Genomic DNA, 15,253 nt, shown 5'->3' with positions numbered 1-15,253 from the left:
TTTAGCTGGAAAGCCTTTTTTAAAACAGTCCTAACTGTACAGCCTGGTCGTTTTTATCAGCATTTTCTGATACTACTGGTGGTAAATCGGCTGGAGGTTCAACAACCAAAGGAGCATTTTCTTCAAATCTCAGCTTTGAGCTTCTGATGTAATCTTCATCAATCTCAAAAGCTAACCAACGTCTTTGTAAGGTTTCTGCAACCCGACCTGTCATGTTAGAACCAGCGAATGGTTCTAAAACAATATCGCCTGGTTCTGTACAAAGGTTGATGACAAACTCTGGTAAGGCTTGAGGGAATCTTGCTGGGTGTGGCTTAAAACCTTCTTCTTTGCAACGCCGTTGATAATAATCGTTGGAAGCAGTATTTGAGGCAGAAATCACATTTACGGGCTGGACTAAATCTTCAAATAAAATTTCTTGAGGAAGAGCAGGTTGCCCTATTTCTTCTTTGTCTGTACTACAACGTCCATCAATAATATTTGGGGGGATAGCCCCTCCTCTGTCGTTTCCAAATTTATTGGAAATATCGTGACCTGATGGTCTGACTTTGGGTTTGTACCCATTCTTGAGAAGGTTCTTCATTGCATCGCTATAAGGCTTTAAAACCCTTCTATTGTTAGCTTTAGGATGTGGTTCTTTTGACAACCACCAAATTGTATTTACCGAATCTTTAACTCTTTCCCTACGAACTGTCACCCATTCAGCCGGCGTGGGGAGTTTTGCTGGATTATACCAATATAATTCTTGTGCCAGATAAAACCCAAGTCCGCCTTTTTCTTTTGCTTTGCACAGATCAACAACTAATTCAAAATGGTAAAGAGAACGAACTGGCATCCCCTTAATCCAACTACCACCAATATCAATAACCAGTGAGCCTGTCGGTTTAAGAATACGGTAAAACTGTGCCGCATAATCTTTAAACCATTCAACATATTCCTCGGCATCAACGTTTCCGTATTCTTTTTTACGAACCAGTGCAAACGGTGGAGACGTGCAAATCAGGTCGATACTTTCGTCGGGAATACCTGCCATTAATTCTAGGCTGTTGCCCAAATAAGCAGCACCAAATTTTGTTTCGTAGTAAGGGTTACAATTAAGTCTCATATAAACTTTGTTAGTACGATTGTACGCTCCACGAAGACAGCATTATTCATAAAAGCATAAGTTTTCCAACTGTTAACTATTTTTTTGATCATTTTGCTGGCTAAATAGGGCAACGCGCTAAGTCTCTGCGCCAATCATAGTACATTTGCTCTAATGCAATCGCGCCTACCCTAGGGAAAATTTTCCCTAGGGTAGTTTGATGATTAGGAGTGCACAGCAACGCTGTTTTATTGTCGCAATCGTGAGCGTTCGCTTTATGCATGGAAATAATCGTTACCAGATAGCCTAGGTTTTTACGTAGGAACTACAGCAATTTTCAGGTAATTGAACCACAATTTGGAGTCAACTAGGCATATATCTACAACTCACAAGGACGCTACAGCGAAGCCGAACCGCTGTTGGTGCAAGCTTTGGCACTGTGCAAACGCCTGCTCGGAGAAGAACATCCCGATGTCGCCACTAGCTTGGTGCTTTGGCGACGAAGCTGATAGCCAGTTGCTGTCCAAAGTGTCATTCTGAACGGAACGCCAGCGGAGCGAAGAATCTGAGTTTGTGTCCCACTCTGCTGCGAGATGCTACCCTTTCCTTCGGAACGCCTAACGGCGAACGGGAAGCCACTTCGTGTCTACATTGCGCTATCGGCTCCATTCATCATGACAACATACACGCGCCTGCTAATTATTGGACAAGGAAGGGTAATGCGATCGCTCAATGACGCTTTGTGCTTGCACTCTTAAACTTTCAAAATATCGTCAACAGTTAATTGCAATTCTGGAAATGTGGGAGATACGATGCGATCAGAGCTTCTGTAAGCAGTTGGCTGATAGACGCCATTAGCATTTAACTGATACACAAAAACAGTAGGAACCTTGGGATTACCCAAGTAATTTCTGCTACCAAGAGCCAAGTAGTCTACAATCCAATACTCGGGAATGCCCAGACGTTGATATTCGTCTAGTTTATCGATGTAGTCATCCTCCCAGTTGCTTGATATCACCTCTACAGCCAGTTGCAGAGGTTCACGCAGTGCAGAACTTGCTGAGCGGTTTTTTCGCCAAACATCTAAGCTAACAACGCTGACATCAGGGTTTCGTCCCTGCTCCTGCCCGTCTTGGGTCACGGTTGCGATCATAATCCTACCGGAGACCTTATAATTTAAGCTGAGTCGGTCAACCTCTTTATCCAGTTGTTTGGCAATGAAATCTGCTACATCTTCGTGCAGCCTAGTTGCCAGTATTCTCACTATTTCTCCATTCACCAGTTCATAACGACCATCCTCAGGGCATTGCTCAAGGAATTGCTCAAAGGTCAGCTTTTTCCCAGTTGTAGTCGTTGTCATGGTTTTTCCCTCTGCTAGGCGTTTATGATCACACAGCGTTGTCGCTGTTTCTGCTGGTGTCTGTATCAGGTGAAAAGTCTTATATTGTGGCTTGCTCTGCTACCGTGTCCATATCCTAGCAATTTGCCAGTCTTCAGAAATTAGCCCTGACAGGTTAAGCTTGATAAAAGTAGCTTTTTATTGCGCCTTCTATAATAAATTCGCTAATACTGTTCATTTTTAAGTTTTGCAGCTTGAGAAACCTGGAATGCTAGACCAAATTTTTGATTATCTTCACTTTCACTTCAGCATTGAAACCTCCATAGTCCTGCTCATTCTGATTTTTCTAGAGGCGGTGCTGTCTGCTGACAACGCGATCGCCCTCGCTGCGATCGCTCAAGGACTGGAAGACAAGGAGCTCGAACGTAAGGCGCTTAACATTGGTTTGGTGGTTGCTTACGTTCTGCGAATTACCTTACTTCTGACAGCTACTTGGGTGCAACAGTTCTGGCAGTTTGAGTTACTAGGTGCAGCTTACCTACTGTGGTTAGTATTCCAACATTTTACTTCCGAAGAAGGCGAAGACAATCAACACCACGGTCCTCGTTTTAACTCTGTGTTGCAAGCCATACCTGTTCTTGCCTTCACAGATTTAGCATTTTCTCTGGATAGCGTCACCACTGCAATAGCCGTTTCTAATGAAACGTGGCTGGTGATTACGGGTACGACTATTGGTGTTGTCACCCTGCGCTTTATGGCGGGTTTGTTTATCCAATGGTTAGATGAATATGTCTACTTGGAAGACGCAGGCTATATCACTGTGGCGTTAGTGGGCTTGCGCTTGCTTCTCAAAGTGGTGAACGATTCTTTGGTACCACCACAATGGTTCATGATTACTTCGATCGCCCTCATTCTGGCATGGGGATTTTCTAAGCGCACTGAAAGCGAAAAAATCATAGAAGAACCAGAAAAGACTGAAGTTGTAGAAGGAAGTAGGGAGTAGGAATTGTTAGTGGGACTGTTGTAGAGACGCGCCATGGCGCGTCTCTACATTTGGAGCTAGCCACTCCCTAAGTTACTCGTGCAACCAAGGTGTTAAGGTTGGTTGCCAAGAAACCAATTCTTCTTCCTTAAACCACAGGGATATTTCCCGTTGCGCTGTTTCGATAGCATCGGAACCGTGGATCAGGTTACGACCAATATTGATGCCAAAATCGCCTCGAATTGTTCCGGGTTCTGCGGAAAGCGGGTTCGTTGCACCAATGATTTTTCTGGCGGCGGCGACAACGCCTTCGCCTTCCCAAACCATCGCTACCACTGGACCAGAAGTGATAAACTCTACCAGCCCACTAAAAAAAGGTCTTTCCCGGTGAACATCATAGTGCTGTTCAGCCAATTCCCGACTGACTTTCAGAAATTTCAAACCAACGAGGGTAAAGCCTTTTTCTTCATAGCGACGGATAATTTCTCCAACCAATCCACGCTGCACGCCATCAGGCTTAATTGCTAAGAATGTGCGTTCCAAAGCTATCTCCTCAAATTTAACAACTTTGTCCTTTGTCAAGTGTCTTTTGTCTTTTGTCAAGAGTCAATGACAAATGAGCAATCACAAATGACCAATCTGAGAATATCAAAAGAAAGTATCTCTAAGATGCATACGCGCTGAAAGATGAATGCGCTAAATTGTTATTTCGTGGGTGTAACATAGAGGTCAGGAAGAAATGCGTGCTGAGTCAACAGATGCATCAGAAGAGGTGGTGAAACCGCCGTCTAACGGACACAAAACTGAATTGAAAAATCACAAACAAAAAAAGCTGCTACCACCAGCGTCGTCTCCAGATATGTCGCGCCTGTGGAAAATAGAGGATAGCGAAGAACTTTACCGGATCGAAGGTTGGGGACAGCCTTACTTTTCGATAAATGCTGCTGGGCATATCACTGTCTCTCCCAGAGGCGATCGCGGTGGTTCTTTGGATTTGTATGAACTTGTCAACGCCCTGAAGCAGCGTAACTTGGGGCTACCGATGTTAATTCGTTTCTCGGATATTTTAGAAGACAGGATTGAGCGGTTAAACGCTTGTTTTGCCAAAGCGATCGCCCGCTACAACTACCCTGGCACGTACCGTGGTGTCTTCCCTGTCAAATGCAACCAGCAGCGGCACTTAATTGAGGACTTGGTGCGGTTCGGCAAACCCCATCAATTTGGCTTAGAAGCGGGTTCCAAGCCAGAATTAATGATTGCCCTGGCATTGCTAGATACACCAGGAGCAATGCTCATTTGCAACGGCTACAAAGACCGAGAATACATCGAAACGGCGATGCTGGCACAAAGACTGGGGCAAAAGCCGGTGATCGTTTTAGAACAAATTGAAGAAGTCGATTTGGTGATCGAAGTCAGCCAACAATTGGGGATCGATCCAATTGTCGGTGTGAGAGCGAAACTCAGTACCCAAGGAATGGGACGCTGGGGAACCTCAACAGGCGATCGCGCCAAATTTGGTCTGACTATCCCCGAAATTATTCACGCAGTTGACAAGTTACGCGAAGCTGACCTTTTGGGTTCGTTACAGCTGTTACACTTCCACATCGGTTCGCAAATCTCTGCAATCAATGTGATTAAAGATGCCATCCAAGAAGCCAGCCGTATCTACGTAGAGTTAGCGGCGTTGGGGGCAAACATGAAGTATCTCGATGTTGGTGGCGGCTTGGGTGTAGATTATGACGGTTCGCAAACCAACTTCTACGCCTCGAAAAACTACAATATGCAGAACTATGCCAACGACATCGTGGCAGAGTTAAGAGATACCTGTACTGAGCGAAATATCCCCGTACCAACACTGATAAGCGAAAGCGGGCGGGCGATCGCCTCCCATCAGTCGGTGTTGATTTTTGATGTACTTAGTACCAGCAGTGTCCCTCTTGACCCACCAGATCTGCCACAAGAGGGAGAATCCCCAATTATTACTTATCTGTGGGAAACTTACCAATGTATTAACCAAGAGAATTACCAAGAGTTCTACCACGACGCGACTCAATTTAAAGAAGAAGCCATCAGTCGCTTTAACTTAGGGATTTTAAGTCTCACAGAACGCGCTAAAGCGGAAAGGCTTTACTGGGCTTGTTGTCAAAAAATTGTTGAGATCACCAGAAAGCAGGAATACGTACCCGACGAACTGGAAGACCTAGAAAAAATCATGGCTTCCATCTACTACGTCAATCTTTCTGTGTTTCAATCCGCACCTGATTGTTGGGCTATTGACCAACTCTTCCCCATTATGCCAATCCACCGTTTGGGAGAAGAACCAACACGGCGAGGGATTTTAGCAGACTTAACGTGTGATAGTGATGGTAAAATTGATCGATTTATCGACCTGCGGGATGTGAAGTCAGTTTTGGAACTGCACACCTTAAAACCAGGAGAACCCTATTATCTAGGGATGTTCCTGAATGGGGCTTACCAAGAAATCATGGGCAATTTGCACAACCTTTTTGGCGACACTAACGCGGTTCACATCCAATTGACACCAAAAGGTTACCAAATCGAACATGTCGTCAAAGGCGACACCATGAGCGAAGTGGTGAGCTATGTGCAGTATGACTCTGAGGACATGGTGGAAAGCATCCGCCAGCGCTGCGAACATGCTTTAGCAGAAAATCGCATTACGTTAGCGGAATCTCAAAGACTGATGCAAACCTACGAACAGAGTTTGCGGCGCTACACTTATCTAAATAGTTAAAAGAATAGTTAAAAGTCATTAGTCATTAATTAATAACTAATGACTAATGACTCATGACTAATGACTTTTGACTAACTCGCGTTTGTTCCCAGCAATTCGGCAATGGCTTGTCGTTCAACTGGCGTATGAGAGGGTGGATCTTGACGAGCATCAGTAATCAGCCAGTCTAAAGCAGCGGCTTGGACATCTATTGTTGCTCCTGTCTTGTCTACGCAGTGACGACCAAATACTAACTTGTCAACGAGTCGTACTCCCGGACCCAGTCGTGACCATTCAAAAATCACGCTGTTTTCTACAGTTGCGCCACTGCATACCCAACAATTTGGACCTATCATCGTGGGACCAACGATTTTGGCTCCGTCTTCAATCTTGGTCATGCCACCGATGTAAACTGGACCTGTGATATCGACTTTGTCCCAATTGACGGCAACGTTCATGCCAGTGTAAATACCAGGCGCGACTTGTTGACCTGGGATTTGCACATTTTTTATTTCCCCTGAAAGGACACCGCGAATTGCCCGCCAGTAGTCTGGGACTTTACCAATATCCACCCATTCAAAGTCCATTGGGATAGCGTAAAAGGGCGCACCAATTTCCACCAGTTTGGGGAACAGCTGACTACCAATGTCATACTCTACCCCAGAGGGGATGTAATTAAAAACTTCTGGTTCAAAAATATAAATACCTGTGTTGATATTGGTGCTGAGCGCTTCCTCTACCTTGGGTTTTTCTTGGAAAGCCTTAACACGACCGTTTTCATCAGTAACGACTACACCATAGCTCGAGACTTCTTCTAAGGGAACAGATTTCATGATAATAGTGGCAATAGATCCCTTAGATTTATGCCACTTCACAGCTGCTGTCAAATCTAGGTCAATCAAGGCATCACCGCACAACACCACAAAGGTATCGTCAAAGAACGGATAAAAGTCTTGGATTTTCCGCATTCCTCCCGCAGAGCCAACGGCTTCTCCCACGAGGGTACCATCAACAATGCGACCTTCAAAAGAATAGGCAATCTGCACACCAAACCGTTGACCATCACGGAAATAACTTTCAATTTCCTCTGCTAAATGGCTAACATTGACCATAATTTGGTCAAACCCATGCTGGCGTAAAAGCTCTAGTAAAAATTCCATTACTGGCTTTTGCAGGATGGGCATCATCGGTTTGGGCGTTGTGTAGGTAATCGGACGTACGCGAGTACCTTTACCAGCCGCGAGAATCATCGCCTTCATATGTCTTTATTCCTCAACCACAAGCCAGTTTACTGTTATCAATTGGTACTTCATCATCAGTTTATTTCCGCTGTAAGTCATCCCTAAAAGCACGGATAACAGAAATTAAGAGGACTTGGTGCAACCATAGGCATAGCCAGTGTAAAATGTGAAGGACAAATTATGAAGAAAGTATAAAATAGGAAGCGTAAAGTATGAAATTTTGGTACTTTAGCTTTGATACTTTATGCTTTGCATCATCCTTTATCCTACCGTACCCAACGGGTGCGCCCCTAACCCTATGGGAAATGGGAAGCCCTTCTCCTGTCGGAGACGCTGCGCGAACGGGGTATGTCTTCGACACGGCTTCGGCGTTAGCGTAGCTCCTCTGTAAGAGGCACGCAGTCGCTGTGAGTTCGAGCTAACCCTCCTGCATAGCGCTGTCTCACCGCCCAGAGCGCATCTAGATTTTTTGATTGGTTATGTTCTCAATTTAATCGGATTTTGGAGTTTACTGAAGCCAAAGTCTGAAAATCATGAATATTCCTATGTTGTACACTCTTGATTCACAGGACTATCTATGGATTTGTTGTTGTTGGCTGAATCTGTAAGTAACCTAATTTTGATGTCTTGGTAAAACTCCTCTTGAAATAGCTCTACCTTTGATTGAGCACAAAGCAGTAGGAGCGCCCAGAAAACGCTAACAACTAGATGGCTGTGCCTTGATGTGTGTGTACCATTATGTTCTGGTTGCTTTGTTTGAGTCCACAACTCCACTAGCTGTTCCAGATTCAGCCAATTTTTCTGTAAACTCAGATCTGTTGCTACACTTTGCAACACCTGCTCCAGCTCAATTGCCACCTCTGTAAGATTTTCCTGGTGAGCCAACTCTAATGCAGCACGCATACTTTGCAAACTAGGTTGGCGTCTAGGACGGGCAGGTTTATTGACTTTTTCTACCAGTTTCAATTGTTGCGCCATGACTTGCAATTGCTCAATCAGCTCTTGCAGAGTCACGCGACGCTTTGGTGGTGGCATTGCTGCTAGACGACGACGCAAGTGCCGCTCTAATGGTAAGCGTTGAGCATGAGAGATCACCCCGTCTTCACTCTCTGGCAATGCATCATCAACGACCGCTTCTTGTTCTGCTGATAATTGCAATTGCATCAAAGTGTTTGCTTTAAATAACACAAGCTTGGATGCCGACAAAAAAGCCTGCCCTGATTGAGATAAATCGGCTTCATAGCCCCTCGTGGTTGCCTCCGGTGCCATTAGTTCTAAATAACGGTCAATCACCTCAATCACCTTCACATCCCAAGGGTCTATTTCCCCCAGTTCCGCCTGATGAATAAGGAGTGTAATTTTTTCTAATAGCTCGGAAGCATCCATTAATTCTTTGGATTTTGGATTGGGAATTGTTAGAGACGCTTTCATGAGAGCGCGTCTGTACATTTGGAGCGTTGTTATTGGTTAGTTGTTGATTGTTAGTTGTTCACTAACGACTACCAATTAACCACTAACCAATTCCTTTATTGGGTAATTGCTTGTGCTTCTTTTGCTAAAGAATCATTTGCTGGTGGAAGAGCAAGTTTTAATGATTGAACTTCTGCTTGGTACTGTTCAACCTTGCTTTCTAGTTCCTTAATCTTGACATTTTTCTGTCGCACTTGTTGACCAGAAACGAGTAGTCTCTGCCAATGTGTCCAAATGCTATATAACCAAGCAAAAACCGCTCCTATACCGCTTGCCAAAACCAACTCAACTGCAATTGGTGCTTGCACCTGCACGTCTGGAACAACATTTATTGTTCCCGGTTGGGTGTTCTCAAGGGTAAATAAAGCTAGTGCTAAAGAAAAGATAAAAATTATTACAAAGTTGATTTGTCTCATTGGAAACCAAATACTACGTAATTGTTTTTGCCCAATGCTTCCCTGAAAATCATAACTCATACCATTGTGAATGGTATTTCGGGATTATGCAACTTTTGATTTCAGGAATTTTGAAAACAATCAAGTTACACATCTAGAATAAAATGGTATAAAAATAAATGTATTTTGTACAGTGCTAAATAATATTTGATACACTTATAATATCAAAATTAGCTAAATAAATAATGTTTATGTATTGAATTTTTGCTCAATCATTCAAGCATACTCCTACTAAGTGACATTGTTTGCCTCCTTACCGCTTTTGATAGCATCAAAGGTACCCTTTATAGTACCTGCAATTGGGACAGCAACCAGTGTTCCTAACAAACCAGCAATCTCGAATCCCATGAGAATAGCCACAAAAATCCAGATGGGATTAACGCCAATAAAATCGCCAAGTAACTTGGGACCTAAAAGGTTATCTTTGATTTGCTGGATGATAATGGCAGCAACAGCTACTTGAGTTGCCAACCACCAATTTTGCAGCAAAATCAAAAAAGTCACCAAACCAATACCTAGAGTTGCCCCGATGAAGGGAATAAGTTGGGATATGCCTATGAGTATGGCAAATAACAGGGCAAAAGGCACCTTAAGAATTAAGAAAACAGGGGTGAGGCTGACCACCATGAACAACGCCAGCAAAATCTGGCTGAGGAAAAAGTAATGGAAATTGAGCCGCAAAGAGGTGCTCAAAGGGAATCGAATATGAGGTGGGAGGAGGTTAAATATGCCAGACCATACGCGATCGCCATACAAAAGCATATAAAATGCCAGCACAACCACTAATATCACATCAAGTACGCCTGACAGCACCGTCCCTGCAAATCCCACAGCAGCAGAAGCCAGCTGTTGCACCAAACTTTGAATGTTGGCATTGATTTGATTGCTCACCACCCTCAAATCTAAGGGTAAACGCCGCTTCTGAGCTAAAGCTTCAATATGTTCCAAATTTGCTTGACTGGTGGCTAGCCAATCCGGAATTTTATTCAAAAGTTGTATCGTTTGGTCAATCACTATTGGCACTAGCGTCACGCCAAGAATGACCAAAAGCGTCAGAGTCACTAACAAAACGATGATAACTGCCCGAGGACGCGTCAAGGTAACACGTTCAAAGAACTTCACTGGGTAGTTGAGTAAAAAAGCCAGAATTGCTGCAATGCTCACAATAGTGATTGGGTGCAGGAATAAGCGAAAAAGCAGATACAGCAACCAGAGATTGAGAGCGATAATCGGACCGCCCAGACCGTATATTAACAGACGTTGAACTGACGCTGAACGGTGCATCTTATGTTATCTCTTTTAGAAGCGCCTTGACGCATGAAGTACAACTTGGTTGGGGCTGATGACACCATAATAAATAAATATTTTTAACAAAGACACCCATAGATGTACTTGATAACAAGGAAGCAAACGACAATGGACAAAACTATAGCCGACCTTCGCAAAGACTACACCTTGCAGGGTCTTAGCGTCTCGGATGTTAACCCCAATCCTTTTATACAGTTTAAACAATGGTTCGACCAGGCATTATCCGCCCAACTTCCTGAACCGAATGCCATGACTATTGCCACGGTCACACCAGATGGTAAGCCAAGGGCAAGAATGGTGCTGCTCAAAGGTTTCGACGAGCGGGGCTTTGTATTCTACACCAACTATAACAGTCACAAAGGACAAGAGTTAGCACAAAATCCCCAAGCGTCCCTGGTTTTTTGGTGGGCGGAACTAGAACGCCAAGTCCGCATTTGTGGGCGAACAGAAAAAGCTTCCGAAAGCGAGTCTGATGAGTATTTTTATAGCCGTCCTCTAAACAGTCGCCTGGGTGCATGGGCTTCTAACCAAAGCGAGGTGATCGAAAGCCGAGAAGTGCTTGAGCAACGGATGCAGGAACTCCAAATTAAATATCAAAACCAAGATGTTCAGCGACCGCCACACTGGGGCGGTTTACGCGTGATCCCGACAGAAATCGAATTTTGGCAAGGGCGTTCTAACCGCCTGCACGATCGCTTGCTTTACACTCGCTTAGATGACGGTAGTTGGAAAATTGTGCGTTTGTCCCCTTAGTAAATAGGAAATGAAAAAATTTGGGCTTTTGTGTTTAGTCACCTTCTTGAGCGTTGTTGTTTGCCTGTCGATAAATGCAGCACAGCCGCGCCCTGTCCCTCCCCTGTGGGAAGTTTATCAGCAGTCACTCAAAAAAGCTAAATACGTTGACCTCACGCATACCATCACTCCTTCAATCCCTGTCTGGTCAGGGTTTGGTCCGTCCAAGTTTGAACCTACCGTCAACCCAAAAACGGGGAAGCCATACACCTACCAAAAGGATGGCTTTGAAGCGACTCATTACGACCTGTCTACTGATCAGTTTGGAACTCAGTTAGATCCACCTGCTCACTGGAACCCTGATTATCCAGCAATTGATGAGTTACCTGCAACCTTTGCTGTTCGTCCCTTGGTAGTCATTCCGATCCAAGACAAAGTCGCTCGTGATCCCAACTATCACCTTAGTGTTCAAGATATCCAGGATTGGGAAAGTCAGCATGGTAGAATTCCTCAAGGCTCAGTTGTGTTTGTGCGCTCGGACTGGTCTAAGGAATGGCCCAACCCCGAACTCGCTAAAAGGAAGAAGTTTCCTGGGGTGTCGCTGCAAGCCCTCCAGTTTTTGCACTTGCAGCGCCAGATTCTGTTCCACGGACACGAACCCCTTGATACAGATAGCACCCCAACTTTGGAAGGAGAAGCTTGGCTCTTGAACAACGGATATGCCCAAGCAGAAGGTGTCGCGAATTTAGATCAAGTACCAGAGACAGGCGCACTGGTGGCAATTGGTTATCCTAAATTCAAAGGTGGCTTAGGAGGTTATGCACGCTATATCGCTATTTGCCCGCCCGACTGGAAATATGGTGTGTCGGTGGGTCAAATCCCGGAATCTCCTTTGCAAAAAGCAAATAAACCACTGCGTTGGGATCAACAGCTTAATGTACGGGTGCGATAAAGGACAACAAATTACCATGAATCTTGAACTGCTTTCCCTGTTTGCAGCCGATCACAAAGAACGCCAGGATTATCTTGTTTTCTTCAGGACTGCTGACTGCTGCGTTAGACCGATGGCTCATGTATCAAGGGAAACCGCAAAAGTATGGCACTCAGTTTGTCTCAGATGGCAACAGGTATCGGCTATGGGATGTTGATCCAACAACAACTGATACTGAACGAAGTCAGTGGAACGTACCCTCATTACAGCAGCAGCAAGCACAAGCAGAAGAATTCAACCAAACACAGCCAATACCGCCCATAACGGATCTACCCTAACGGCTCAAAGACGCAATCAAACGCTGGCAAGCTGAAGAGTCTACTGATTCTCAATGACTGCTGGTTGTGGAGCAAACTGAACCCTGGGATCAGGCATAAAAGTGTATCTCAGGTAAAACCCAGCCCAGACAAACAGAATAATCAACAAAGTACCGATACCGAGGGGACTAGGAAGCCAGAAAACCACTTCTATATGGTTTAACTCTCCCGGCTTGAGCTTCCATATCAACTGATGTCCATTCTTTTCTGGAAGGATGGCATTTTCGGTATTTTCCACACTCCGTGCGCCCCAAGCAGTGTTCAAGCTAAAGTCTAAATCGAGAATTGAACCAGGATTAGCCAAAACATTTCCATTGCTGGAAATTAGAGCAAGCGATCGCAAATCTAAGTCATAAATCAATCGATTCCGCACTAAAAGTAAGAAATTATTCTGAAACACCAGTAAGTTAGAGTCAATTCTCGGCAGTTCTGAGTTAGATTCACTCTTAACGGATTTAGATGTTTGAGTACCATTAGGGTGGAAAAATTCGTTAAACTTCGTTTGTAATTCTCGACCGCTACTGAAGGGAATCGAAACAATAACTTCTTGTTGAGAAAGCCGTCGTGTTTTACCTTCCAATTTACGGGCGCGACGTTCTATACTATTCAACCATTCATACACAGAATCGCCACTAAAACTGGTTAGTTTTTCTTCCAACTTAATGTGCTGCACAAACTCGCCGCCATTGCCACTGCCAAAATTAACGCCCACATTATAGTTGACACAACCAGATAGCAGCAGAGACGTTAACAGCACAACCCACAAAATAGGATTTCGGATTGGAAAAACGCGGTTAAATTTCCCAAGTACAAAACTCTTTCCTAAAGCATACAAATTCATGACAACAAAACCCCCAAAAAGTCAACTTATCTGTGCTTTCTCCTTCTCTGCGTCCTCAGCGCCTCTGCGGTTTAAAAACTAAACCAAATCAAGCTAGCGACCGTTAAACCAATGACAATCAACGCCAACCAGATAAAGCGATTATCTCTGGTATTTACCTGGTTGAGGTCAACAAATTCCGGATCAGGACGCATCTGCTGTTGGGAAGATTTGGTATTATTTGCACTCAAACGAATTTTAGCTTCATTGTCAGGTACTGCGCCTAAATCAGGAATTTCGGTCATCCATTCCTTTGGTCGGTTCAACCTGGGTGCTTTGAGGATGTAATGCACCTCCCTTGCTTGCTTACTAACTTCTAGATGGGGATGGCGCTTAAGTTGTTCACACAGGGCAAGAGCATCTTCTGTGCGCCCTGCTGCTTCATAAGCTGTCACCAACCAAATTTGTACCTCCCCACCAAGGCGAGAATTACGAGCCAAGAGGGCGCTTGCCTTTTCCAGTTCTTCAACAGCTTCTCGGTACTGCCCGTTTTCAAAAGCAACTTTCCCACTTTGGTATTTAGCTTTGGCAATTTCTAGACTTTCTGTACTCACGTTTTGCACAAAAATCGGCACTGTCTTCATTTTGCCAACAGTAGCTACCAAAGGTAGCAATATTTTTGGAATCCTTTACTTTAGCTGTTTTGTAGTAAGCGCTCTTTGCGCTCACTACGAATTTATCAAAACTAATACGGTTAGCCACTAGGCTATAAACTGGGAGCCAACGAGCATTGTACCGATACCAATGTCAGTAAAGATTTCCAACAGCAGTGCATGCGGGATGCGACCATCGACGATATGAGCTGCACGAACTCCTTGAGCAAGCGATCGCACGCAACAATTGACTTTGGGGATCATCCCACCACTGACGATACCTGTCGTAATCAATTCGCGGGCTTGTTGAATGTCTACTCTGGGAATCAGGGTAGAAGGGTCTTTATAATCTTTGAGAATTCCCCTGGTGTCAGTCAGCAAAATCAATTTTTCTGCTCCGATTGCTGCTGCTATTTCTCCAGCTACGGTGTCGGCGTTAATGTTGTACGATTGTCCTGACTCGTCTGCTGCAACGCTCGAAACTACGGGAATATAGCCATTGTTGACGAGTGTCTCCAAAATTTTGATATCAACACCGCTAACTTCCCCCACAAAGCCGATGCCTTCTTCACCTTGAGGACGAGCTGTGATTAAGTTACCATCTATGCCGCACAGTCCCACTGCTGAACCACCAGCTTGGTTAATCAAGGCGACTATTTCTTTATTCACTCGACCAACTAACACCATTTCTACCACATCCATTGTGGGGGCATCAGTCACTCGTAAACCATTTTTAAATTGCGGTTCAATTCCCAGTTTATCCAACCAACTATTAATTTCCGGTCCACCGCCATGTACCACAATTGGTCGTAAGCCGACGCATGATAAGAATACGATATCGCGGATGACTTTATCTTTGAGATTGCTATCTTTCATTGCCGCACCACCGTATTTGACAACAATGGTTCGACCAGTGAATTGTTGAATGTACGGTAGTGCTTCGCTTAGCACTTGTACGCGGCTGGCGGCATCTTGCCTTATGTACTCAGTTTCGCTGACCATCATGAGGAGCTATTGATAGATATCTTGAGTTTTCGTCTGGATCAATGACAATTACGGAAAAGAAAAAGTGTATTATGTAACAAGTGCCTAGAAGGACTTAACCTTAGGGCAAAAAAGTGGATATC

General features: G+C 44.4%; 17 protein-coding genes and 1 pseudogene. 8 read left to right on the top strand and 10 right to left on the bottom strand.

Annotation, left to right across the window (positions count from 1 at the left end; all coding sequences use genetic code 11):
- Positions 1–19: 19 nt before the first annotated feature.
- A complete protein-coding gene (locus tag ACM0OZ_RS30260; RefSeq protein WP_414586537.1) occupies positions 20–1,105 on the bottom strand; it encodes a DNA-methyltransferase in 1,086 nt (361 codons plus the stop codon).
- 350 nt (positions 1,106–1,455) lie between these two features.
- Here ACM0OZ_RS30260 and ACM0OZ_RS30255 point away from each other — a divergent pair.
- Together ACM0OZ_RS30255 and ACM0OZ_RS30250 are read left to right on the top strand one after the other, a co-directional pair.
- Positions 1,456–1,572: pseudogene (locus tag ACM0OZ_RS30255) on the top strand (tetratricopeptide repeat protein); the annotation flags it as partial.
- 5 nt (positions 1,573–1,577) lie between these two features.
- Entirely contained in the window at positions 1,578–1,820 is a 243-nt protein-coding gene (locus ACM0OZ_RS30250; protein WP_414586535.1) for a hypothetical protein, read from the top strand.
- Positions 1,821–1,838: 18 nt separating this feature from the next.
- Here ACM0OZ_RS30250 and ACM0OZ_RS30245 read toward each other — a convergent pair whose 3' ends face one another.
- Positions 1,839–2,444 carry a Uma2 family endonuclease gene (locus ACM0OZ_RS30245; RefSeq protein ID WP_414586534.1) on the bottom strand — a complete coding sequence of 202 codons (606 nt, stop codon included), beginning with the start codon at positions 2,442–2,444 and terminating at the stop codon, positions 1,839–1,841.
- Between the two features lie 247 nt (positions 2,445–2,691).
- On the opposite strand from ACM0OZ_RS30245, the gene ACM0OZ_RS30240 reads away from it, so the two are divergent.
- Positions 2,692–3,426 (top strand): TerC family protein, encoded by a 735-nt coding sequence (locus ACM0OZ_RS30240; RefSeq protein ID WP_414586533.1) that lies wholly within the window; start codon positions 2,692–2,694, stop codon positions 3,424–3,426.
- A gap of 72 nt (positions 3,427–3,498) precedes the next feature.
- On the opposite strand, the gene ndk is transcribed toward ACM0OZ_RS30240, so the two are convergent.
- On the bottom strand, positions 3,499–3,948 hold the full coding sequence (gene ndk, locus ACM0OZ_RS30235; RefSeq protein ID WP_041041794.1) for a nucleoside-diphosphate kinase: 450 nt from the start codon (positions 3,946–3,948) through the stop codon (positions 3,499–3,501).
- A 196-nt stretch (positions 3,949–4,144) separates the two neighbouring features.
- Between ndk and speA the strand changes: the two genes are divergently transcribed.
- The gene (gene speA, locus ACM0OZ_RS30230; protein ID WP_414586532.1) at positions 4,145–6,160 is read left to right on the top strand and encodes a biosynthetic arginine decarboxylase; all 2,016 of its coding nucleotides are present in this window, start codon (positions 4,145–4,147) and stop codon (positions 6,158–6,160) included.
- Between the two features lie 71 nt (positions 6,161–6,231).
- On the opposite strand, the gene ACM0OZ_RS30225 is transcribed toward speA, so the two are convergent.
- Entirely contained in the window at positions 6,232–7,398 is a 1,167-nt protein-coding gene (locus ACM0OZ_RS30225) for a sugar phosphate nucleotidyltransferase (protein WP_414586531.1), read from the bottom strand.
- Between the two features lie 194 nt (positions 7,399–7,592).
- On the opposite strand from ACM0OZ_RS30225, the gene ACM0OZ_RS30220 reads away from it, so the two are divergent.
- The gene (locus tag ACM0OZ_RS30220) at positions 7,593–7,760 is read left to right on the top strand and encodes a hypothetical protein (protein WP_414586530.1); all 168 of its coding nucleotides are present in this window, start codon (positions 7,593–7,595) and stop codon (positions 7,758–7,760) included.
- A gap of 163 nt (positions 7,761–7,923) precedes the next feature.
- Here ACM0OZ_RS30220 and ACM0OZ_RS30215 read toward each other — a convergent pair whose 3' ends face one another.
- The 3 genes from ACM0OZ_RS30215 to ACM0OZ_RS30205 all read right to left on the bottom strand — a co-directional run bounded on the left by ACM0OZ_RS30215 (position 7,924) and on the right by ACM0OZ_RS30205 (position 10,589).
- Entirely contained in the window at positions 7,924–8,766 is an 843-nt protein-coding gene (locus ACM0OZ_RS30215; RefSeq protein ID WP_414586572.1) for a segregation/condensation protein A, read from the bottom strand.
- A gap of 140 nt (positions 8,767–8,906) precedes the next feature.
- Complete coding sequence (locus ACM0OZ_RS30210; protein ID WP_414586529.1) at positions 8,907–9,326, bottom strand: lipopolysaccharide assembly protein LapA domain-containing protein; 420 nt, start codon at positions 9,324–9,326, stop codon at positions 8,907–8,909.
- 210 nt (positions 9,327–9,536) lie between these two features.
- On the bottom strand, positions 9,537–10,589 hold the full coding sequence (locus ACM0OZ_RS30205; protein WP_414586528.1) for an AI-2E family transporter: 1,053 nt from the start codon (positions 10,587–10,589) through the stop codon (positions 9,537–9,539).
- A gap of 132 nt (positions 10,590–10,721) precedes the next feature.
- Here ACM0OZ_RS30205 and pdxH point away from each other — a divergent pair, with 132 nt between their 5' ends.
- From pdxH to ACM0OZ_RS30190, 3 genes are all read left to right on the top strand, one after another.
- Entirely contained in the window at positions 10,722–11,366 is a 645-nt protein-coding gene (gene pdxH, locus ACM0OZ_RS30200; RefSeq protein ID WP_414586527.1) for a pyridoxamine 5'-phosphate oxidase, read from the top strand.
- A 10-nt stretch (positions 11,367–11,376) separates the two neighbouring features.
- The gene (locus ACM0OZ_RS30195; RefSeq protein WP_414586526.1) at positions 11,377–12,297 is read left to right on the top strand and encodes a cyclase family protein; all 921 of its coding nucleotides are present in this window, start codon (positions 11,377–11,379) and stop codon (positions 12,295–12,297) included.
- A gap of 74 nt (positions 12,298–12,371) precedes the next feature.
- Complete coding sequence (locus tag ACM0OZ_RS30190) at positions 12,372–12,614, top strand: hypothetical protein (RefSeq protein ID WP_414586525.1); 243 nt, start codon at positions 12,372–12,374, stop codon at positions 12,612–12,614.
- A 40-nt stretch (positions 12,615–12,654) separates the two neighbouring features.
- On the opposite strand, the gene ACM0OZ_RS30185 is transcribed toward ACM0OZ_RS30190, so the two are convergent.
- The 3 genes from ACM0OZ_RS30185 to argB all read right to left on the bottom strand — a co-directional run bounded on the left by ACM0OZ_RS30185 (position 12,655) and on the right by argB (position 15,131).
- On the bottom strand, positions 12,655–13,494 hold the full coding sequence (locus ACM0OZ_RS30185; protein WP_414586524.1) for a DUF3153 domain-containing protein: 840 nt from the start codon (positions 13,492–13,494) through the stop codon (positions 12,655–12,657).
- Positions 13,495–13,565: 71 nt separating this feature from the next.
- Complete coding sequence (locus ACM0OZ_RS30180; RefSeq protein WP_414586571.1) at positions 13,566–14,117, bottom strand: tetratricopeptide repeat protein; 552 nt, start codon at positions 14,115–14,117, stop codon at positions 13,566–13,568.
- Between the two features lie 117 nt (positions 14,118–14,234).
- Positions 14,235–15,131, bottom strand: coding sequence for an acetylglutamate kinase (gene argB, locus ACM0OZ_RS30175; protein WP_414586523.1), 897 nt, complete (start codon positions 15,129–15,131; stop codon positions 14,235–14,237).
- Positions 15,132–15,253 lie beyond the last annotated feature (122 nt).

Origin of the sequence: Scytonema sp. PCC 10023, from assembly GCF_963920835.1 — a bacterium.
In the GTDB taxonomy this organism is placed as follows: domain Bacteria; phylum Cyanobacteriota; class Cyanobacteriia; order Cyanobacteriales; family Nostocaceae; genus Kalymmatonema.
Note: the sequence above shows the minus strand (reverse complement) of the source record. Positions and strands in the feature narration are given on the sequence as shown.